We start from the raw sequence: 20,725 nt of genomic DNA, 5'->3' as shown, positions 1-20,725 counted from the left end.
GGGCGGCGGCCGGGCCGGCCGGGCGGAGCGGCCCGCGGCCGGCCCGGCCGGTCCGCTCCCGCGATGCCGGACAATGGACCCATGCCTTCCGTACTGCCTGACGGCGAACCCATGCCCGAGGACGGGGCCCTGCCCCGGCACGCCCTTGCCGGCGCCGGGCAGCGGCCGCTCGGGTTCTACCTGCACGTGCCCTACTGCGCGACGCGCTGCGGGTACTGCGACTTCAACACGTACACCGCGAGCGAGCTGCGCGGCTCCGGCGGCGCGCTCGCCTCGCGGGACAACTACGCCGAGACGGTCGCCGAAGAGATCCGCCTCGCACGGAAGGTCCTGGGCGACGACCCGCGCCCCGTCGAGACCGTCTTCGTCGGCGGCGGCACGCCCACCCTGCTGCCCGCCGCCGGCCTCGTCCGGATGCTCGCCGCGATCCGCGACGAGTTCGGCCTTGCCGACGGCGCCGAGATCACCACCGAGGCCAACCCCGAGTCCGTCGACCCGCGCTACCTCGCCGAGCTCCGCGAGGGCGGCTTCAACCGGATCTCCTTCGGCATGCAGAGCGCCCGGCAGCACGTCCTGAAGATCCTCGACCGCACGCACACGCCGGGCCGCCCCGAGGCGTGCGTCGCGGAGGCGCGCGCGGCCGGGTTCGAGCACGTCAACCTCGACCTGATCTACGGCACGCCCGGGGAGTCCGACGACGACTGGCGAGCCTCCCTGGACGCGGCGATCGGCGCCGGCCCCGACCACGTCTCCGCGTACGCGCTGATCGTCGAGGAGGGCACCCAGCTCGCCCGCCGGATCCGCCGCGGCGAGGTCCCCATGACCGACGACGACGTCCACGCCGACCGCTACCTCATCGCCGAGGAGGCGCTCACGGCCGCGGGCTTCTCCTGGTACGAGGTCTCCAACTGGGCCACGACCGAGGCCGGCCGCTGCCGCCACAACGAGCTCTACTGGCGCGGCGCGGACTGGTGGGGCGCGGGCCCCGGGGCGCACTCCCACGTCGGCGGCGTGCGGTGGTGGAACGTCAAGCATCCCGGCGCGTACGCGCAGGCGCTGGCCGAGGGACGGTCGCCGGGCGCGGGCCGGGAGGTCCTGCCGGAGGAGGACCGGCGGGTGGAGCGGATCCTGCTGGAGCTCAGGCTCGTGGAGGGCTGCCCGCTGTCGCTGCTGAAGCCGGCCGGCGCCGCGGCGGCCGCCCGCGCTTTGGCGGACGGCCTGCTGGACCCCGGCCCGTACGAGCAGGGCCGCGCGGTCCTGACGCTGCGGGGGCGACTGCTCGCCGATGCCGTGGTGCGGGACCTGGTGGACTGACACGGGGCTCCGCCCCGGACCCCGGTCCTCAAACGCCGGACGGGCTCAAAAATGTTTGAGCCCGTCGGAAGAGCGGGTCAGGGGACCGTCACGAAATCGATCAGCTGCTCCACCCGCCCCAGCAGCTCCGGCTCAAGATCCTTGTACGAGCGGACGGACGACAAGATCCGCTGCCATGCCGCGCCCGTGTTCGCCGGCCACCCCAGCGCCTCACAAACCCCCGTCTTCCAGTCCGTCCCCCGCGGCACCCGCGGCCACTCCCGGATGCCCACGGAGGAGGGCTTGACCGCCTCCCAGACGTCCACGTACGGGTGACCCACGACGAGGACGTGCTCGCCCGTCACCTGCGCCGCGATGCGGGACTCCTTGGAGCCGGGCACGAGGTGGTCCACCAGGACGCCGAGCCGCGCGTCCGGCCCGGGGGCGAAGGAGCGGACGATCGCGGGCAGGTCGTCGACGCCCTCCAGGTACTCGACGACCACGCCCTCGATGCGCAGGTCGTCGCCCCACACCCGCTCCACGAGCTCCGCGTCGTGGCGGCCCTCCACGTAGATGCGCCCCGCCCGTGCGACGCGCGCCCGCGCGCCGGGGACGGCGATCGAGCCGGACGCCGTCCGCGCGGGCCCCCGCGACGCGGGCGCCGCGGCGGGCCGCACGAGGGTGACCACGCGCCCCTCCAGCAGGAACCCCCGCGGCTCCATCGGGAAGACGCGGTGCTTGCCGAAGCGGTCCTCCAGGGTCACCACCGGCCCCTGCGCCGTCTTCTCGCAGCGGATCACCGCCCCGCAGAAACCGGTGGTGACCTCCTCGACCACGAGGTCCGCCTCGGCCGGCACCTCGGGCGCGGGCTGCTGCTTCTTCCAGGGAGGGGTGAGGTCGGGGCCGTACTGTCTGCTCCGCATGAGGCCTTTCCGGTTCGGGCTGAGCGTGCCGGCCGCGGGTGGCCGGCCGGTGGCGGCTGGGGGTCCGGGGGTCATCCCCCGGGAGAATGCAGCCTGCTGCGCATGCGCGCCATTGTGGATCACGACGCGGATCACGATCACGACACACCGAAGCGCGCCGCCAGGGCGTCCCGCTGGGCCCGTACGAACGCCGCGTCCACCGCCGCCCCGTGCCCGGGCACGTACACCGCGTCCTCGCCGCCGAGGGCCAGCAGCCGGTCCAGGGCCGCGGGCCACCGCCGGGGCAGGGCGTCCGGTCCGGCCTGCGGTTCGCCGGACTCCTCGACGACGTCCCCGCAGAAGACGACCTCGGGCGCGCCGCCGCGGCCCGCGACGAAGACCGCCAGGTCGTGCGCGGTGTGGGCGGGCCCGAGGTTGGCGAGGAGGGCCTGCCGGCCGCCGCCCAGGTCCAGCGTCAGCTCCCCGCTGACGCCGTGCCGGGGCACGGCGAGGCGCTCGGCGGCCTCCGCCGCGGCCCCGGGCGCGAGCCCGTACCGCTCCGCGTCCAGGCGCAGCTCCTCGCGCTCGCGGCGCATCAGCTCGGCGGCGCCCACGGCTCCGTAGACCTCCGCGCCCGGGAACGCGGCCGTGCCGAATACGTGGTCGAAGTGGGGGTGCGTAAGAGCGATATGCGTCACGCTCCGGCCGAACAGCTCCCGCACGTCGTGCCCGAGCTCCGCCCCTTCCGCAACCGTCGCCCCGGTGTCCACGAGCAGCACACCCGTACTGCCGACGATGACTCCTACTGTGGCGTCCCACACAGGCATGCGGCGGCGTGCGACCCCCGGCGCGAGCCGTTCCCACCGTGCTTCCGCCCCCCGGCCTTGCTGACCACTGTCCATACCAGGACGCTAGCGGGAGCGCGGTACGGTTGCCCGTCCGGCCTCTTCGGCCCGGGGTGCCGCGGGCGCGCGGCGCGGACGGCTCTTGCCCTGGCTGTGGTGCACGGCCGTACACTGGCTGGAGGGCTTTGGCACTCGCCACCACTGAGTGCCAGGATCGGCCCCGTAAGACGGTCTGGACTTGGAGGTGCGCGCGATGCTGAGCGAACGCAGGCTCGAGGTGTTGCGCGCCATTGTCCAGGACTATGTGGGCACCGAGGAGCCGGTCGGCTCCAAGGCCCTCACCGAGCGGCACCGCCTGGGCGTGTCCCCGGCCACGGTGCGCAATGACATGGCCGCGCTGGAGGAGGAGGGCTTCATCGCCCAGCCGCACACCAGCGCCGGCCGCATCCCGACCGACAAGGGCTACCGGCTCTTCGTCGACCGGCTCGCGGGCGTCAAGCCCCTGTCGACCCCGGAGCGGCGCGCCATCCAGAACTTCCTGGACGGCGCCGTCGATCTGGACGACGTCGTGGGGCGCACGGTCCGCCTGCTGGCGCAGCTGACCCGGCAGGTCGCGGTGGTGCAGTATCCGTCGCTGACCCGCTCGACGGTGCGCCACGTGGAGCTCCTCTCGCTCGCGCCGGCCCGCGTCATGCTCGTCCTGATCACCGACACCGGCCGGGTCGAGCAGCGCATGATCGACTGCCCGGCCCCGATCGGGGAGACCTCGCTGGCGGATCTCCGCGCCCGGCTCAACAGCCGTGTCGTGGGCCGCCGGTTCACGGACGTGCCGCAGCTGGTCTCGGACCTCGCCGACTCCTTCGAGCAGGAGGACCGCGGAACCGTTTCTACGGTGCTCGCCACCCTGCTGGAGACGCTCGTCGAGGAGACCGAGGAGCGGCTCATGATCGGCGGCACCGCCAATCTCACCCGCTTCGGGCACGACTTCCCCCTGACCATCCGGCCCGTGCTGGAGGCGCTGGAGGAGCAGGTCGTGCTGCTGAAGCTGCTGGGCGAGGCCAAGGACTCCGGGATGACGGTCCGCATCGGCCATGAGAACGCTCACGAGGGACTGAACTCCACATCGGTCGTCGCCGTCGGCTACGGTTCGGGCGACGAGGCAGTCGCCAAACTCGGCGTGGTCGGACCGACCCGCATGGACTACCCCGGAACGATGGGAGCGGTACGCGCAGTGGCACGTTACGTCGGACAGATCCTGGCGGAGTCGTAAGTGGCCACGGATTACTACGCGGTCCTGGGCGTACGCCGCGACGCCTCGCAGGACGAGATCAAGAAGGCCTTCCGCCGCCTCGCCCGCGAGCTGCACCCGGACGTCAATCCGGACCCGAAGACGCAGGAGCGGTTCAAGGAGATCAACGCCGCTTACGAGGTGCTCTCGGACCCGCAGAAGAAGCAGGTCTACGACCTCGGCGGCGACCCGCTGTCGGCTTCCGGCGGCGGTGGCGGAGCGGGCGGCTTCGGCGGCGCAGGCTTCGGCAACTTCTCCGACATCATGGACGCCTTCTTCGGGCAGGCGGCGCAGCGCGGCCCGCGCTCGCGCACGCGGCGCGGCCAGGACGCCATGATCCGTCTCGAAGTGACCCTCGACGAGGCCGCCTTCGGGACCACCAAGGAGATCCAGGTCGACACCGCCGTCGTCTGCACCACGTGCAGCGGCGAGGGCGCGGCCCCGGGCACCTCCGCCCAGACGTGCGACATGTGCCGCGGCCGCGGTGAGGTCTCGCAGGTCACCCGCTCCTTCCTCGGCCAGGTCATGACCTCCCGGCCGTGCCCGCAGTGCCAGGGCTTCGGCACGGTCGTGCCGACCCCCTGCCCGGAGTGCGCCGGCGACGGCCGCGTCCGCTCGCGGCGCACCCTGACCGTGAAGATCCCGGCCGGTGTCGACAACGGCACCCGGATCCAGCTCGCGGGCGAGGGCGAGGTCGGCCCCGGCGGCGGCCCCGCCGGCGACCTCTACGTGGAGATCCACGAGAAGCAGCACACGGTCTTCCAGCGCCGTGGCGACGACCTGCACTGCACGGTCACCATCCCGATGACGGCCGCGGCCCTCGGCACCAAGGTGCCGCTGGAGACCCTGGACGGCATCGAGGAGATCGACATCCGGCCCGGTACGCAGTCGGGCCAGTCGATCCCGCTGCACCAGCGCGGTGTCACGCACCTGCGCGGCGGCGGCCGCGGTGACCTCATCGTCCACGTCGAGGTGATCACCCCGAACAAGCTGGACCCGCAGCAGGAGGACCTGCTCCGGCAGCTGGCGAAGCTGCGGGGCGAGGAGCGGCCGATGGGCGAGTTCAAGCCGGGGCAGCAGGGGCTGTTCTCGCGGCTGAAGGACGCGTTCAACGGGCGCTGAGCCCCGCAATCACCACCACCGGCGATCGCCGGACGGGCCCCCGGCGGACCCGTCCGGCGATCGCCGTTGCCTGTGACACGATGTGTGCATGGCTTACGAACCCAGGGTGGCTTCCGCGCTCGCCGGCCTGTGCCGGCACCCGGTCGTGCAGGCCCCCATGGCGGGCGGCGCCTCCGGGCCGGCCCTCGCGGCCGCGGTCTCCGAGGCGGGCGCCCTCGGCTTCCTGGCCGCCGGCTACAAGACGCCCGCGGCGATGTACGAGGAGATCAAGCAGCTCCGGGCCCGTACCGCCGCACCCTTCGGTGTGAATCTGTTCATGCCCCAGCCCCCCGCCGCCGATCCGGCCGCCGTCGAGGTCTACGCCGAGCAGCTCGCCGGCGAGTCCGCCTGGTACGAGACGCCGCTCGGCGACTGGGACCAGGGCTGCGACGACGCCTACGACGCCAAGCTCGCGATCCTCCTCGACGACCCCGTGCCGGTCGTCTCCTTCACCTTCGGCTGCCCCTCGGCGGAGGCCGTCGCCGCCCTCCGCGCAGCCGGCACGCGCACCATCGTGACGGTGACCTCGGCCGCCGAGGCGCTGGCCGCCCGCGACGCCGGCGCGGACGCGGTGTGCGCCCAGGGCGTCGAGGCCGGCGGCCACCGGGGCACCCACCGCGACGACCCGCACGCCGACGGCACCGGGGCGGGCCTCGGCCTGCTGTCCCTGCTCGCCCAGGTCCGGGACGCCGTCGACCTGCCCGTGATCGCCGCCGGCGGGCTGATGCGCGGCGAGCAGATAGCCGCCGTCCTCGCCGCGGGCGCCTGCGCCGCACAGCTCGGCACCGCGTTCCTGGCCTGCCCCGAGTCCGGCGCGCACGCGCTGCACAAACAGGCCCTGACCGACCCGATGTTCGGTGGTACGGAGCTGACCCGGGCCTTCTCGGGCCGCCCGGCCCGGGGGCTGGTGAACCGTTTCATCCGGGAGCACGGCCCGTACGCCCCGGCCGCCTACCCCCAGGTCCACTACCTGACGGCCGGGCTGCGCAAGGCCGCCGCCGCGGTGGGCGACCCGCAGGCGATGAACCTGTGGGCGGGCCAGGGCCACCGCCTGGCGAGGCCGCTGCCCGCGGCGGAGCTGCTGACGGTCCTGCTGGGGGAACTGGGGGCGGCCCTGGGGATGTTGAGCGATATGCGAGGGAGCAAGTCATGACAGCGCCGGTGTTCCTGGTCGAGGAGGACGCCCTGACGGGGGTCTTCCCCGGCACGGTCTTCCCCCTCGACGGCCCCGAAGGACGCCACGCCGTCTCCGTGCGCCGGCTCCGGGTCGGCGAGGAGATCGGGCTGACGGACGGTCAGGGCGCGGGCGCGTTCGGTACCGTGGCCGCCGTCGAGGGCAAGGACCACCTGGACGTCGCCGTGACGTCCGTACGCTCCGAGCCGCTGCCCGAGCCCCGCATCACCGTCGTCCAGGCCCTGCCCAAGGGCGACCGCGGCGAGCTCGCCGTCGAGACGATGACCGAGACCGGCGTCGACGCCGTCGTCCCCTGGGCCGCCTCGCGCTGCATCACCCAGTGGAAGGGCGACCGCGGCCTGAAGGCGCTCGGCAAGTGGCGCGCCACGGCCCGGGAGGCCGGCAAGCAGTCGCGCCGCCTGCGCTTCCCCACGGTGAGCGAGCCGATGACGACCCGGCAGGTCGCCGGGCTGCTCGCGGACGCGGCCTTCGCCGCCGTCCTCCACGAGGAGGGCCACAGCGCCCCCCTCGCCACGGCCCCGCTGCCCGCGACGGGCGACATCGTCCTGGTCGTCGGCCCCGAGGGCGGCGTCTCCCCCGAGGAGCTCGCGGCCTTCGCCGAGGCCGGCGCGCAGCCGTACCGCCTGGGCGCCAGCGTCCTGCGCACCTCCACGGCGGGCACGGCGGCGACTGCGCTGCTCCTGGGGCGCACGGGGCGCTGGTCCTGACGGACTGTCTTCCGGCACCGGGGGAACTTCTGAGGGTCTGAGGAACGGGATGACGGGGGTCATGACGGGGGTCACGAGGGGGGAGCAAGCTCTGCCATGGCAGCACAACTCCGCACACGGGACTACGGTCAGATGCTTGACCTCGTCGTCGCCGTCCTGGAGAACGAGGACGCCGACGCCGCCTGGCACGTCATGGCCCGGCAACTGCTGGACTCACTGGGCTGCGACTCCGCGACCTTCTCGCACGTACGGGTCACCGAGGGCACGGGCTCGGTCGTCGGCTGGGCGCCGGAACCGCTGAGCCGCGTCGTCGACGGCCTCGTCCAGCGGCGCATCCAGCAGCGGCACCCCCTGCTGGAGTACGGCCTGACCGAGACGGCGCCGGTCAACGTCGCCGACATCTGCGACGGCTGGCGCAACACCAACTGGTACCGCGAGGCCCGCCGCGACTTCGGCGTCACCCAGCAGATGGGCGTGCCGCTCACTCACGAGAACGGCAGGATGTGCGTCGCCCTCGTGGGCCGCCGGGGCGACTTCATGTCCCATGACCTCGCCTTCCTCAGCCGCCTCCAGCCCGTGATCCAGACGATGGGCAGCCACCTGTCCGAAATGAAACGCCTCCGCAGCGTGGGCGCGCCCGCGGCGTCCGGCGACCTGACGCCCCGCGAGGCGACGGTCCTGGGGTTGCTGGCGGAGGGCCTGACCGCCGCGGCGATCGCCCGCCGCCTGGCCATCTCCCCCCACACGGTGAACCGCCACCTGGAACGCATCTACCGCAAGCTCGGCACGAACAACAGGGTGTCGACGCTGGTGGTCGCGCGGGCGGAGGGTCTCGTCGCCTGAACCGGCTGAACCGTTGGTCGGTTCGCCCAACTCGGCTGCTGGAAGCCGCTATTGTGATCCGCGGCGCACCTAGTGCGCCCCCTCCCACGAGGACGTGAATACACCCCTCCGGACGCTCGCCCAGGGCGCCCGGCGTGGGCGTCCTCCGGAGCACCCCCGGGCAGGGTGCGTTTGTAGGGAGGGGGCGCCCATGGGACGCCACCGGAAGAAGCCGCTTCTCGAACGGGTCTACGCGGTGATCCGCGAGTTCGGGAGGTGGTTGACCGGACGGTGACCGGCAGTCCTCACAAGACCTGAGGGCTGACGGTCACGAACCGTCCGATCTTTTCGGTGGACCCTCGTCGCGGACTTGCCCTCCGTGGCGGGGGTCTATACGTGCAACCGGGCGCCCAGCTGCACGCTCACCAAGCTAGCACTTGCGGCAGTGGTCGCACCACGACCGGCAGTGGCGGGAGCTTCGGTGGCACGCTCGCCCACGTAGGAAGATCTTCCTATGGCGGCCCCTGCCCGCCCTCGGCGAACCTTGACCCCGGAAGAACCGAGGCTGGCCGCCGGATACGGGGGTACCGGCGGCCGCCGGGTTCAGCGGGGTCAGCGAGGTCAGCTCGCGCTGAGCGTTCCGGCTTTTATGCGGGTGAGGAACGGGCGGAGTCTCGCGGGGGTGGTGGCGAGTATGACGTCGGGGGCTTCGCTTTCGCGGAGGAGGACGGTGCCGGTAGGGGTGGCGGCGAGATAGAGGCAAGCGGATGCTGCCTCACTGTGGGAAGACTTCTGCCATGGCAGGGCGGACAACTTTGAACCTTTCAGATCGCTTGTGAGATGCGGTGCATGAGGTTGCGGGACTCTTCGGCCCCGAGTGCTGTCCCCTCCATGCGGTCCAGCATCAAGCGATACCGCTCAAGCTGTGCTGCCGAGTCGATGCTGTCGCCACCGTGACCGTTGTCGAGCTGGACGGTGTCAAGCGGGGCCACCGGGCCGTACATGTAGTCAACTCCGTGGCCGGAGATTGGGAAAGAGGTCCCGTCAAAGGGGATCACCACGATGGTGATGTTGTCGTGCTCGCTCATGGCACTGAGATGAGCCAACTGGGCCTTGACTGTCTCTGCTCCGCCGAACTGCATCCTCAGCGCTGCCTCGTGAATGATGGCTGTATAGGCAGTCGGATCGCTGCGGAAGAGGACCTGCTGCCGTTTGATGCGGTGTGAGACCCGGTATTCCACCTCGTGCGGCTTGAGTGCCGGGACGAATTCGCGAAAGACGGCGCGGGCGTGCTCCGGGGTCTGTAGTAGGCCGGGGACGGTGAGGCACTGCGTCACTCGCAGTGCGGCTGCGTGGTATTCGGTCTCTGCGAGGTCGAGCAGGCTGGTGGGGAGCGCGTCCCGGTACTCCTCCCACCAGCCCCGGTGCCGCTCTGCCGCCATAGTCGCCAGCGCATCGACGAGCGCTTGGTCCGTGCAGTGGTAGTTCCTCGCCATCGCCCGCACACGTTCCGGGCTCACTCCCACACGAGCCGCTTCGATGTTGCTGATCTGCGCCTGGCTGGTCCCGAGGAGCCGACCCGCGTCTGTCGAGGACACCCCGGCCGCCTCGCGGAGCTTGCGCAGTTCGCTGCCGAGGCGAAGCTGGCGGCCAGTTGATCTTTCTCTCGGCATGCGCCCTCTCTCCCGTTTCGAACAAATCGAGCACTCGTCGCTCATGCGGGTGGCCTGAAAGCTATTCCTCCGTGATGGGTGAATAACTTACTCCGACCCGCGCTACGGTGTGATGCAGGCCACCTCGAATGGAGGCACGCATGGCAACCGTATCCGTAACGCAGCCATGGACGTACGCTCTCGAACTGCCGCGCGATCCGAGCGCGCCGGCCATCGCGAGGGCCATGCTGAGGGCCGTCCTCCGCGAGCGCGGGATGGGGGAACTGGTCGACGACGCACAGACGTTGGCGGCCGATCTCATCGTGGGCGCACCCGTACGCGGCGGGGACACGCTGCGGCTGAGGTTGCAGGGCGACGGGAGGGGCCGACTGCGCATGACCGTGGGCGGGCACGTCGTGGAGCTGCCCGAGCCCGAACCGTACGCCGCCTCGTCCGCGATCCCGATCGGCTGCGAAACGTGCGTAGCGCTGGAGGTCGCGCTACAGAAGGCCGAAGCCCGGTGCGCCGGAGGCGAGGACGCGGTGCACGCCGGTATCGCCCTGCGCCGGCACTTCCGCAACACGCACTGGCTGCCGGAATGCGCGGCGGGATGACCACCGTGGTGGGGCGCCTCATGGCGCGGTGCACGCACGCGGGCGGCTGGACGCGGGAGGGCGACGCGGCGCGGTGTGACCACTGCGGAACCCGCCGTTTCATGGGCTACGCCGCGCTGCTGGTCCCGGAGTTGCCGCAGTGGGCGGCTTGTTTGCCGCTGTCCGGGAGCACCAGCATGGTTCCCTGACGGGAACGGGCGAGGGGAGTGATCGGCAGTGGCTGTCCGGGATGGCGACAGGATCCGTGTCGAAACGAGCGGTTCGGGCTGGGTCGACGGGATCGAGGGCGTCGTCGCCGGGGCGTGGGAAGGCCGTCTGCGGATCAGGATCACCAAGAACGCGCCGCCGGGGGTGAACGCGATCCTCTTGGAAGAGGACGCCGTGTACGCCGTGTGCGACCAGGATGAGGGGCCGGGACCGATGCCGTTGTGCTCCTCGTGCGAGGGAAGCGGAAAGATCGAGTGGGAGGACGAGGACGGCTGGCAGCACGAGGCGCCGTGCACGACGTGCGGTGGCGAGGGTGAGGTGAACCGCTGAGGTCACCACGCGCCTAGGGGCCTGGTGCGGTCGCGCCGCGCCCGGCGTCCGCCGGGAGTGGGGGCGGGGGTCAAGACAGGCTGGCAGCGGGGGGAGGGTGGGGGGCTTGCCCGTGTCGGGTGTCCGTCGCCCGGTGGGTGGTTGGCCTCCGTACTCGTGCCGTCGCGGATGCGGGCGCGTGAGGAGACCTCCCCCTCAGCCCAGACCCATGCGCAAGGTCTCCTCACGCACGTGCCATCCGTGACGGCAGGAGTACGGCGCCCAGCAACCCACCCCACCCGCAAGCCGTCCAAGCAACCGTCGCCCCCCACCCCTCCCCCTGCTGCCAGCCTGTCTTGACGCCGGCTTCAGCCAATGCTGCAAGTCGCCACTGAGGCAGCCGGCAAAGAGGGGATCAGGCGTGACGGCGAGTCGTCGCGAACGGCCCGCACCCCACCCACTCCCGGACGACCCCGACCTGCGAAAGTGACCCGGTGCTTCTGGATCCCGAGAAAACCCTGTTCGTACGGGGTGCCACCCCCGTCCTCCTGCTGGCCGACGCTTCTGCTTCCGTTCATGACGCCCTGCCGGTCGTGACCGCACCCGGCCCCGGAGCCGTGCCCTTGTGCGAAGGGTGGAGCATCGTCCCCAAGCTCACCCTCTGCGTCGTCGACGGCCCCGGGGACGTCGGGGGCCTCATCCCCGCCTTCGCCGCACCGGTGATCGACGGAAGCACCAACGGCACCAACGGCACCAACGGCACCGACAGCACCGAGCCGGCCGACATGGCCGACTGGTGCGCGGACGCCGAGCGCGCCGGCGGCGTGGTCGTCCTCTCCCTCGACCACCTGTCCCTGCCCCTGCCTCTGCCCGCCGCGCTCGACTGGGCCCGCTTGCTCGCCTCGGGCACCGCCCGGGGCGGGTTCATGCCGAGCCTGGTCTGACCGCACTCCGGACCGGCTCGCACTCTCCGCCGCTCACCCGCCGTCAAGCCTCTTCCGACGCGGAGTTGAATCGTCCGATTCGCGCTCGCAAGCATTGACGGGCCGGTCCTCCCCACCCGAGGCTTCCACCGTTCCGCAGTTCTGCCGTTCCTTCGTACCGTCACTCACCCCGTACACCTAACCGGGAGGACGCAATGCGAGCACGGATCACCGCAGCAGCCCTAGCCCTCACCGCCGGCGCCGCGCTTCTGACCGCCACGCAGGCAGGGGCCGCGCCGGCGCCCAAGCCGGTCACGCCCGCGGCATGGTGCCTCCAAAAGGGCGGTACGCCCGCCGACTACCGCGCGTACTACGACAACCAGCTCAACCTCACCCCGCTGGGCACGGTTCGCGAGCTCTGCCGGTTCCAGAACGCGAAGGACAACACGCAGATCATCCTTCCGTCCGACACCCTCGCCGCGGACAAGCCGACCCTTGCCGCCCTGGCCTACATCCGTAAGCCCGCTCTGCCGCCCGTTCCCGGAGGAGCCAACCCGGCCGCGGTGTACTGCGCCCACCTGGGCGGGACTTCGCAGTTCGGTGAGGGCAAGCTCGACGTCGGCGGATGGATCAGGGAGGGGGATCGCGTCAGCCGCGACAACCTGCACTCCATGTGCATGTTCGCCGACGGCTCGGCCATCGACGAGTGGGGGCTGACGTACCACACGTTCGGGGTCGTACGGGGCGCGAACCTGGAGAACAAGTTCCGGGCGCACATCCCGTCCGCGCAGGGCCGGGAGGCGTGGAACCGGGTGTAGCCGAGCCGGCGGGCCGTCCGGGCCACGGGGTGCGGCAGCCCGGCCGCCGCATCCCGCTCCCTGCACCCGCATCCCGCACCCCTCCCCCTGGCCGCTCCGGTGGACTGCGTGTCAGACACCAGTCCACCGCACGCGCATGCGAACATGTGACGTTGGTGTACGACCTGGCGGGGGAGGCGGCTATGGGCAACAGCCCGGGCGGCGGCGGTGGCGGCGACGGCAAGATCCTGGACATCAAGACCGCGGATCTGAAGTCCGCGGCGCCGACCTTCAGCGAGCAGAGCGGCAAGCTGCGCGACGCGCTGACGGCGCTGACCGACACTCTCGACGGCCTCGGTTCGCCGTGGGGCGCGGACGAGCAGGGAAAGACGTTCGGCGAGTCGTACAAGCCCGCACGCGAGAAGATCGAGCACGCCACGAAGATCTTCGTCGCCGGCCTCGCGAGCATTCACGAGGCGATGGTCGACATGTCCGACGGCCACATCGAGAACGACAAGCTGATCGCTGCGATGTTCTCGAAGAAGGGCGCCAAGGGTGCTCAGGGCAGCGGCAGCGGCGGCGATAGCGGTAGCGGCAAGTGAGCGTCAAGCACAAGATCCAGCACTTCCTCGTCGAGTACATGGGCCTGTACTGGCCCGACGGCGATGCCGACAAGCTCCGTAAGGCCGCCAAGGCATGGCGTACGTTCGCGGGCGAGGTCAAGGAGGTCCGTACCCCGGTCAACAACCAGGCCACCTCCCTCATCCACAACAACAAGGGTGAGGCGATCGAGGCCTTCGAGGTCTTCTGGCACCGCTACGCCAAGGGCTCGCAGGACGGCTGGCTGCACGACCTCGCCGTGTCGGCCGAGAAGATGGCGGATGGGCTGGAGAAGCTCGCCGAAGCGGTCGACAAGGCGATGGACCAGCTCTGGGACAAGATCATTGAGGACGTCGCCGTCCTGGGAGCTGCTGTCGGGGTCGCCCTGTTGACCGGCGGCGCTCTCGCCGGCCCCGCCGGTACCGCGGCGGCGGCGATCGTGGAGGCGGGCGCCGCGCTCGGCGTCACCGTGTCCATGACCGTGGCCGAAGTGGCGACCGTGACGCTGGCCTCGGCGGCGCTCGGTGGCCTGGAGTCTGTCACGGTCAACCTGGCGGTCGCCCAGCCGATCAGGATCGCGCAGGGGCGGCAGGACGGGTTCAACCTGACCGAGGCGAGTGACTCGGCCAGGGACGGCATGATTTACGGCGGCCTGTTCGGCGGCTTCGGCAGCCTCGCCAAGAACGCCGGTGCCGCTGGCGGCTTCCGCAACCTCTTCAAGGGCGTTCGCCCTATGGGCAGCGAACTCTCCCCGGCTGCCCGTCTCCCCTCCAACGTCGAATGCGCCCTCGACCCCATCGACGTCGCGACCGGCGCCATGCTCCTCCCGGCGACGGACGTCACCCTCCCCGGTTCCCTGCCCCTCGTCGTCGAGCGCACCCACGTCTCCTCGTACCGGGCGGGCGCCTGGTTCGGCCCGACGTGGGCCTCGACCTTCGACGAGCGGGTCCAGCTCGACGGCGACGGCGTCGTCTACGCGGCCGCGGACGGCATGCGCCTCGTCTACCCCGTGCCCGTACCCGGGGAGCCGGTCCTCCCGGTCAAGGGCCCGCGCCGGCCCCTGACCTGGGACGGCAGGCCCGGCGGCGTCATGACCATCGCCGACCCGCAGACGGGCATCACCCGCACCTTCGGCGGCCTGGTCCCGACCGAGGAGCCGGGCATCCTCCAGCTGCCGCTGGAGAGCATGGAGGACCGCAACGGCGCCCGCATCGACTTCGAGCGCACGGCCACCGGCACGCCGACCGCGATCCGCCACTCCGGCGGCTCCTACGTGGCCGTCGAGACGGACATCATTGGGGAGGCGGGCGCGCGCGTCACGGCCCTGCGCCTCCTCGACGAGCCCCCGTCCCCGTACGAGCCGCCGACCGCCCCCGGCCGCGGCACGACCCTCATCCGCTACGGCTACGACGACGCGGGCAACCTCACGGAGGTCACCAACTCCAGCGGCAAGCCCCTGCGCTTCACGTACGACGCCGAAGGCCGAATAACCTCCTGGACCGACCGCAACGACACGTCGTACGGCTACACGTACGACGCGTCCGGCCGCGTGGTCCGTACGGAGGGGAGTGACGGTTTTCTCTCGGGCTTGCTGGCGTACGACCCCGAGACCCGCACGACCACGGTCACCGACTCCCTCGGCAACGAGCGCACGTACCGCTACAACGCCGCCGCCCTGGTCACGGAGGAGACCGACCCGCTCGGCCACAAGACTCTGACCAAGTGGGACGAGAGGGGCGCGGACCGCCTCTCCGTGACCGACCCGCTGGGCCGGACGACCCGCTACGCGTACGACGAGCAGGGCAACCTGGCGAAGGTGGTTCTGCCGGACGGCTCGTCGGGCGAAGCGCTCTACAACGACCTGTGCAGGCCGGTGGAGGTCACGGAGCCGGGCGGCGGGCGGTGGCTGCACGCGTACGACGACCGAGGCAACCTCGTTGCGACGACGGACCCGGCGGGCGCGGAGACCCGCTACACCCACGACGACCAGGGCCGCCTCGCCGCGGTGACCGACGCGCTCGGCAACGTCTCGCGGGTTGAGTGTGACGCGGCGGGGCTCCCGGTCGCGATCACCGACGCTCTTGGGCACCGGACGACCGTCCGCCGGGACGTGTTCGGCCGCATCGTGGAGGCGGTTGATCCGCTGGGCCGGGCCACCCGCACGACGTGGACGACGGAGGGCAGGCCGTCCCGGCGCGAGTACCCGGACGGGACGAGCGAGACCTGGGCGTGGGACGGCGAGGGGAACCTCGTCACGCACACGGACACGGCGGGGAACATCACCCGCCACGAGGCCGGGCACTTCGACCTCCCGACGTCCCGCACGGACCCGGACGGCACGACGTACGCGTTCACGTACGACACCGAACTGCGCCTGACGGGAGTGACGAACCCGCAGGGCCTGACCTGGTCGTACGCCTACGACGCGGCGGGCCGGCTGACGTCCGAGACGGACTTCAACGACCGCACGCTGACGTACGCGCACGACGCGGCGGGCGGGCTGGCCTCCCGCACGAACGGCGCGGGCGAGACGCTGCACTTCACCCGCGACGCACTGGGCCGGGCGACGGAGCAGCGGGCGGATGACGCCGAGGCGGTCACGACGTTCGCTTACGACGCCGCGGGCAACCTCATCCGCGCGGTGAACGCCGACGCGGAGGTCGTATACGAGCGGGACGTGCTCGGCCGCGTGCTGTCAGAGTCGGTGAACGGCAGGGCGACGAGCTACGCGTACGACGCGCTGGGCCGGCGGGTGCGGCGCGAGACCCCGTCCGGGCTGGCGTCGGAGTGGACGTACGACGCGGCGGGCCGGCCGACGGAGCTGGTCGGCGACGCGGGCGGGCTGACGTTCGCGTACGACGCGGCGGGGCGGGAGACGGAGCGTCGGCTGGGCGGCGAGGGCGCGGTGCTCACGCAGGAGTGGGATGCCGCGGACCGCTTGACCACCCAGGTCGTACGGGGCGCGGAACGCCTCCTGCAACACCGCGAGTACGCGTACCGCGAGGACGGCTACCTCCGCGAGATCCGCGAACTCACCTCCGGCACGCGCCGCTTCGCCCTGGACCCGACGGGCCGCGTGACGACGGTCCGGGCGCACGGCTGGACCGAGCGGTACGCCTACGACGGCGCGGGCAACGTCACGAGCGCTACCGCCCCTGACCATTCGGCCCCCGGGCAGCGCGAGTTCGAGGGCACGCTGATCCGCCGCGCGGGCCGCACGACCTACGAACACGACGCGCAGGGCCGCCTTGTTCGCAAGGCGCGCAAGCTCCTCAACGGCCGGACGCGGGTCTGGACGTACACGTGGGACGCGGAGGACCGCCTGAGGGAGGCGGTGACGCCGGAGGGGGAGCGGTGGCAGTACGTGTACGACCCGCTGGGCCGCCGCATATCGAAGCGCTGCGAGGGGCGTGACGGCGAAACGCTCTTCGCGTGGGACGGCACGCGGCTGGCGGAGCAGACGGCTGCTGACGGCAGGACGCTGACCTGGGACTACGCCCCGGGCACGCACCGCCCCCTGACGCAGACGGACTCCACGCGTTTGACCAGGTCAGCGGGCAAGTCCCTGATCGAGGGCTTCGCGGAGGAAGCGGAACGGGACTTCGGCACGCGCTTCCACGCCGTCATCACGGACGCGGTCGGCACCCCGACGGAACTGATCACGCCGACGGGTGAACTGTCGTGGCAACACCGCACGACCCTCTGGGGCACGCCCCTCCCGGCCCCCACGACGGAAGGCACCCCGGACTGCCCCCTCCGCTTCCCGGGCCAGTACCACGACCCCGAAACGGGCCTCCACTACAACATTTTCCGTTACTACGATCCAGAGACAGCCTGCTATGTCTCAGTAGATCCGCTCGGGCTGGTGCCGGCGCCCAATCCTCACGCCTATGTACGTAACCCGTTCCGATGGGCGGATCGCCTTGGGCTGGCGCCGTGCATACCTACGAATGATGATGCGGTTCCTGGAATTGTCTTCAGATCTTTGGCTAAGGGTGAGGATCCTGCGCTCGGCCTGACAGCGCGTGCTCCGGATGTGCCGATTGATCAGGTGTCACCCCTGTCCCATGTGGCAGGTAAGAGGCGTAGTCCGTGGATTTCGACCACGAAGCTCCCTGGAATCGCCTTGGGGAAATATAATAAGGGGAATGGCGTCGTTGCAATCGACCTGTCCAAGGTGCCGGGTCATGTTGAGGATGTCTCGGGTGGATTCCCTGGCAAGGGTAGGATTGACTACTATGCAAAGGGTGACCAAGAGGTACTTGTTCACCAGAACATACCTCCTGAAGCGATCATTGGATATTGGGAATGAAGCATTCTGATCCTGCAGTTCTTGAGGCGCTGGACTTCGCTTGGGATGCCGACTCGGGAGTTCTGGGAAAGCTCCGGAGTGGCGTGTATGATGCAGAACTTGGGGCTAAGTACATCGAGCTCCTCGAAGGCATCGAAATCGCTGATGGTGAGTCACTGCATCCTGATTTCGTCAGGCTCGTATGGTTTGCTCCCCTGTTTTCTGAGTGGCAGCTTGAAAGGGTCGCTGAAAACGGAGGAGATCAGAGCGAGGCTCATGGCTTTGCGGATCTTGTACGCGAGCGGCTGATGGGGATTCTTGGTGTGCCCTAAAGGGCGGGTGGTGTAGGCATCGGCGCAGGGAAAATCTGAGGGGGAGGGTTTGGAGTAGGCTCGCTACACAGTGTTAGAGCTATTGCGCACTAGCGGCTTGCGTCAAATTCGAGGGGAATGGCCATTTTCGAATCGATCCGATGGATGGTTCGCCCCCTGCATTGTTTGAATGATGCGGGTCGGCTGTTGTATTCGATGGCTGGCTGTTGAGTTTGAGTGAGGTGCTGGCCTCCCTGTGGTGGAGTGATGGGTCGGTTTAATGCGGCGTCCAGCGGGCAAGCGAGCTGATTTGAACATGGAATGGCTCTCCGCGGAAGAAGAGTGCCTCCTCGTCAACGCCAGGGAGATGTCGCCGCTCTGGTCTGTATTGGCTGACTGGACGCGTGGAGGAGGCGAAAGCGAGTGGTTGGTCGTTGCTCCTATTTTTGCTGAGATCATCGGCCGGTGGGAGCGGGCCGGGTACGTCGAGGTGTATCGAGGCGAGGAGTGGCCTGCGCACCAGGGTGGGGAGAGGTTGACCGGTGACGTGCTTGACGAGACGCTTCGGCGGCCGTCCACCTGGGAGTATCGGGAAGGGCCGCCAGTGATTGGGTTGTTGGCGGTGTCAGGGAGTTCCGCGCTGTATTCTCCGCCATCGGGTTGGCGTGCTTGAACCCCGATGAATATCCGGAGATCAAAGCCTGGGTCGAGAGCTACACGGGCGACCTGGACTCCGTCGACTTCCTGAACGAGCACTGCACGGTGGGCATGTGGCTTGCCTTCGCTCACCTGATGAACCCCGAGTTCGTCGAGGTGCGGGGGTGCGTGATGCGGAAGCGTTCGTACGCGCCGGGCAGCTTTGACGACTGGTACCGCCGGCTCGATGGCGACGTTCGCAGGATCGAAGGCGTCCTCAACCGCTTCGCTGTCGGGTACGCGATCGACTGCGGTGACACCGCAGAAGCGGAAGAGGCGCTGGGTCACATTGCCCAGGCGGTGGCGCACTCCTGGGAGGCGGCGCTTCGGCGGGCCTTTCCGCGGAAGCGGTTCGACGTGCGGGTTTTGGATACTGATGACGGGCCGACCGTTGTCTTCGGCCAGGCAGCGCCATACGTTCCTGCGGCGCTTGACGAAGCGTGGCTGCGGGTGGTGGCGCGGGGCGCCACTGCCAGGGAAGTCGACCTCTTGCCTGCGTCCGGGACGACGTTTGTCGCGCGGCTGGACGGGGCCGCGATGGGGGACAGTGACGGGGTTTTCGAGTAGTTCTGGGACCGGTTCAGGTTTCCCGACTACTTCGGGTGGAACTGGAACGCCCTCTCCGACTGCCTGCGGGATCTCCACTGGCTACCCGCCGACCAGTACATCGTCGTGATCGAGAACTCGGAGCGGCTGCTTTCGGGGAGCCCGGAGGACCGAAAGGCTTTCTTCGCCCTGCTGAAGCGGGCAGCCGAGCACTGGCGCAGCCCGCACCACAAGCCCCGTGGCGTCGGCATTCCGTTCACCGTGGTGCTCGTCTGCGAGTCCGGCGAGGGAGCCGCCGACCTCTTCGGTCTGAATCTGAACGGGAATTAGTGGCGCAGCACCAGGAGGAACGTTGAGGCGATCAGCATGATGAGGCCCGCGAAGGTGAAGCCCACGCCCCTGAAGCGGAAATTGGTCGTGGTGAGGCCCCTGTGGCCTACCGGCGGCATGGTCAGGCTGTCCTTGCCGCTGAGGCGGGTGTAGATCCGTTCGGATCTCGCTCGGGCCTTGGCCGCGTACGTGTCCGCGGCGCCGCCGATGTTGAAGACGAGACGAATTCCGAAGACGACCACTGTCAGGCCGCCCACCGCGAACAGGATGGGGATTGCTATCTGCATGATGCGCGATCATATCGCTGTCACGCACGGGTATTTCCTCCCGTCCGCCGCCACCGCGGTTCGTCCGGAATTCGGTCGTTTACTTCATCTGTCGCCCTGGCCACCGCATGACCCTTGTGGCCGGATGGGCCCGGCACAACTCCCTCGCTCCGAAGAGAGGCCGACATGCGTAAGTCATCAACAGCACTCGCCGTCGCCGCCGGGCTCGGTGCCGTGGCGTTCACTCTGGGCACCGGAGCCGGGGCCCGGGCTCAGGCGCCGCAGACCCCGCAGCCGCTCTCCGGGCCCGCCGCCGGGAAGGCCGTGGTCGACGTCAGAGACGTCGGCGCGCTGCCCGGCATCGGGTCAGCCTCCAGACCCGCGGTCAACACCGTCTACCGAACACCCGCGTTTACCAACAACCTCGGTAACCAGTGCCTCGACGGTGACCGGAACACCATTCCCAACAACGGCGCCAAGGTGCAGCTCTGGGGCTGCAACAACTGGGACAACCAGAGCTGGTACTGGACGCCCGTGCCCAACCAGCCCACCGGCTACTACACGATCCAGAACGGCTACCGGTCGCAGTGCCTCGACGGCGACCTCAACACGATCCCCAACAACGGCGCTAAGGTCCAGCTCTGGGGCTGCAACGGGTGGACCAACCAGATCTGGATGTGGAACGGCGCCAACCTCCAGAACGCCCAGGGCGCCCAGTGCCTCGACGGTGACACCAACACCATCCCCAACAACGGTGCCAAGGTGCAGCTCTGGGCCTGCAACGGGTGGGCCAATCAGAAGTGGGTCTTCCACTAGGAATCAGCCCGGGGCTAGGAACCAGCCCCCGCGTTTCCCTCCTCACGCGACCCCTTGGTCGGCGGACGTCCCCCTGGTGTCGTCCGGCCTTCCGCCCCGCTCCCCGGAGTGGGAAACTGCCGCGTATGCGGGCATTGGGGCGCCTACGGGGACG

At 70.1% G+C, this 20,725-nt stretch carries 21 protein-coding genes and 1 pseudogene; 17 read left to right on the top strand and 5 right to left on the bottom strand.

Annotation, left to right across the window (positions count from 1 at the left end; all coding sequences use genetic code 11):
* Window positions 1–81 precede the first annotated feature (81 nt).
* Window positions 82–1,314: a radical SAM family heme chaperone HemW gene (gene hemW / locus D7231_RS09845; protein WP_120754545.1), complete on the top strand. Its 1,233-nt coding sequence runs from the start codon at window positions 82–84 to the stop codon at window positions 1,312–1,314.
* A gap of 77 nt (window positions 1,315–1,391) precedes the next feature.
* Here hemW and D7231_RS09840 read toward each other — a convergent pair whose 3' ends face one another.
* A complete protein-coding gene (locus D7231_RS09840; protein ID WP_120754544.1) occupies window positions 1,392–2,216 on the bottom strand; it encodes a DUF3097 domain-containing protein in 825 nt (274 codons plus the stop codon).
* Window positions 2,217–2,353: 137 nt separating this feature from the next.
* A complete protein-coding gene (locus tag D7231_RS09835; protein ID WP_120754543.1) occupies window positions 2,354–3,097 on the bottom strand; it encodes an MBL fold metallo-hydrolase in 744 nt (247 codons plus the stop codon).
* A gap of 196 nt (window positions 3,098–3,293) precedes the next feature.
* Between D7231_RS09835 and hrcA the strand changes: the two genes are divergently transcribed.
* The 5 genes from hrcA (at window position 3,294) to D7231_RS09810 (ending at window position 8,234) form a co-directional block, all read left to right on the top strand.
* A complete protein-coding gene (gene hrcA / locus D7231_RS09830) occupies window positions 3,294–4,310 on the top strand; it encodes a heat-inducible transcriptional repressor HrcA (protein ID WP_120754635.1) in 1,017 nt (338 codons plus the stop codon).
* The gene (gene dnaJ / locus D7231_RS09825) at window positions 4,311–5,450 is read left to right on the top strand and encodes a molecular chaperone DnaJ (protein ID WP_120754542.1); all 1,140 of its coding nucleotides are present in this window, start codon (window positions 4,311–4,313) and stop codon (window positions 5,448–5,450) included.
* Between the two features lie 88 nt (window positions 5,451–5,538).
* A complete protein-coding gene (locus D7231_RS09820) occupies window positions 5,539–6,642 on the top strand; it encodes a nitronate monooxygenase (RefSeq protein WP_422396691.1) in 1,104 nt (367 codons plus the stop codon).
* Window positions 6,639–7,391, top strand: coding sequence for a 16S rRNA (uracil(1498)-N(3))-methyltransferase (locus D7231_RS09815; protein ID WP_120754540.1), 753 nt, complete (start codon window positions 6,639–6,641; stop codon window positions 7,389–7,391). Before D7231_RS09820 ends, D7231_RS09815 begins: the two co-directional genes overlap by 4 nt.
* Before the next feature lie 96 nt (window positions 7,392–7,487).
* Entirely contained in the window at window positions 7,488–8,234 is a 747-nt protein-coding gene (locus D7231_RS09810) for a response regulator transcription factor (RefSeq protein WP_120754539.1), read from the top strand.
* Between the two features lie 600 nt (window positions 8,235–8,834).
* On the opposite strand, the gene D7231_RS09805 is transcribed toward D7231_RS09810, so the two are convergent.
* Both D7231_RS09805 and D7231_RS09800 read right to left on the bottom strand, forming a co-directional pair.
* Window positions 8,835–9,026, bottom strand: coding sequence for a DUF397 domain-containing protein (locus tag D7231_RS09805; protein WP_120754538.1), 192 nt, complete (start codon window positions 9,024–9,026; stop codon window positions 8,835–8,837).
* A gap of 11 nt (window positions 9,027–9,037) precedes the next feature.
* A complete protein-coding gene (locus D7231_RS09800) occupies window positions 9,038–9,931 on the bottom strand; it encodes a helix-turn-helix domain-containing protein (protein ID WP_338419841.1) in 894 nt (297 codons plus the stop codon).
* Window positions 9,932–10,026: 95 nt separating this feature from the next.
* On the opposite strand from D7231_RS09800, the gene D7231_RS09795 reads away from it, so the two are divergent.
* The 10 genes and pseudogenes from D7231_RS09795 to D7231_RS09750 form a co-directional block, all read left to right on the top strand.
* Window positions 10,027–10,479 carry a hypothetical protein gene (locus D7231_RS09795; protein WP_120754536.1) on the top strand — a complete coding sequence of 151 codons (453 nt, stop codon included), beginning with the start codon at window positions 10,027–10,029 and terminating at the stop codon, window positions 10,477–10,479.
* Complete coding sequence (locus tag D7231_RS09790) at window positions 10,476–10,667, top strand: DUF6255 family natural product biosynthesis protein (protein WP_120754535.1); 192 nt, start codon at window positions 10,476–10,478, stop codon at window positions 10,665–10,667. The genes D7231_RS09795 and D7231_RS09790 overlap by 4 nt, the downstream gene beginning before the upstream one ends.
* Before the next feature lie 28 nt (window positions 10,668–10,695).
* Window positions 10,696–11,016: a hypothetical protein gene (locus tag D7231_RS09785; protein WP_120754534.1), complete on the top strand. Its 321-nt coding sequence runs from the start codon at window positions 10,696–10,698 to the stop codon at window positions 11,014–11,016.
* 473 nt (window positions 11,017–11,489) lie between these two features.
* Window positions 11,490–11,939, top strand: a complete 450-nt coding sequence (locus tag D7231_RS09780) for a hypothetical protein (protein WP_120754533.1) — start codon at window positions 11,490–11,492, stop codon at window positions 11,937–11,939.
* Window positions 11,940–12,133: 194 nt separating this feature from the next.
* On the top strand, window positions 12,134–12,736 hold the full coding sequence (locus tag D7231_RS09775; RefSeq protein ID WP_120754532.1) for a hypothetical protein: 603 nt from the start codon (window positions 12,134–12,136) through the stop codon (window positions 12,734–12,736).
* A 182-nt stretch (window positions 12,737–12,918) separates the two neighbouring features.
* Window positions 12,919–13,317 (top strand): WXG100 family type VII secretion target, encoded by a 399-nt coding sequence (locus D7231_RS09770; protein WP_120754531.1) that lies wholly within the window; start codon window positions 12,919–12,921, stop codon window positions 13,315–13,317.
* A complete protein-coding gene (locus tag D7231_RS09765; RefSeq protein ID WP_338419840.1) occupies window positions 13,314–17,627 on the top strand; it encodes a DUF6531 domain-containing protein in 4,314 nt (1,437 codons plus the stop codon). The genes D7231_RS09770 and D7231_RS09765 overlap by 4 nt, the downstream gene beginning before the upstream one ends.
* Window positions 17,624–17,938, top strand: coding sequence for a hypothetical protein (locus tag D7231_RS36145; protein ID WP_147449698.1), 315 nt, complete (start codon window positions 17,624–17,626; stop codon window positions 17,936–17,938). The genes D7231_RS09765 and D7231_RS36145 overlap by 4 nt, the downstream gene beginning before the upstream one ends.
* 648 nt (window positions 17,939–18,586) lie before the next feature.
* On the top strand, window positions 18,587–19,180 hold the full coding sequence (locus D7231_RS09755) for a hypothetical protein (protein WP_147449697.1): 594 nt from the start codon (window positions 18,587–18,589) through the stop codon (window positions 19,178–19,180).
* Window positions 19,181–19,201: 21 nt separating this feature from the next.
* A pseudogene (locus D7231_RS09750) lies at window positions 19,202–19,489 on the top strand (barstar family protein); the annotation flags it as partial.
* On the opposite strand, the gene D7231_RS09745 reads toward D7231_RS09750, so the two are convergent.
* Window positions 19,486–19,776 (bottom strand): hypothetical protein, encoded by a 291-nt coding sequence (locus tag D7231_RS09745; RefSeq protein WP_120754527.1) that lies wholly within the window; start codon window positions 19,774–19,776, stop codon window positions 19,486–19,488. The pseudogene D7231_RS09750 and the gene D7231_RS09745 sit on opposite strands and share 4 nt — an antisense overlap.
* A gap of 165 nt (window positions 19,777–19,941) precedes the next feature.
* On the opposite strand from D7231_RS09745, the gene D7231_RS09740 reads away from it, so the two are divergent.
* Window positions 19,942–20,571, top strand: coding sequence for an RICIN domain-containing protein (locus D7231_RS09740; RefSeq protein WP_120754526.1), 630 nt, complete (start codon window positions 19,942–19,944; stop codon window positions 20,569–20,571).
* Window positions 20,572–20,725: the final 154 nt, after the last annotated feature.

The sequence above is a fragment of the Streptomyces klenkii genome (assembly GCF_003626645.1).
GTDB lineage: Bacteria > Actinomycetota > Actinomycetes > Streptomycetales > Streptomycetaceae > Streptomyces > Streptomyces klenkii.
This window is presented reverse-complemented; position numbering and strand designations above follow the sequence as displayed.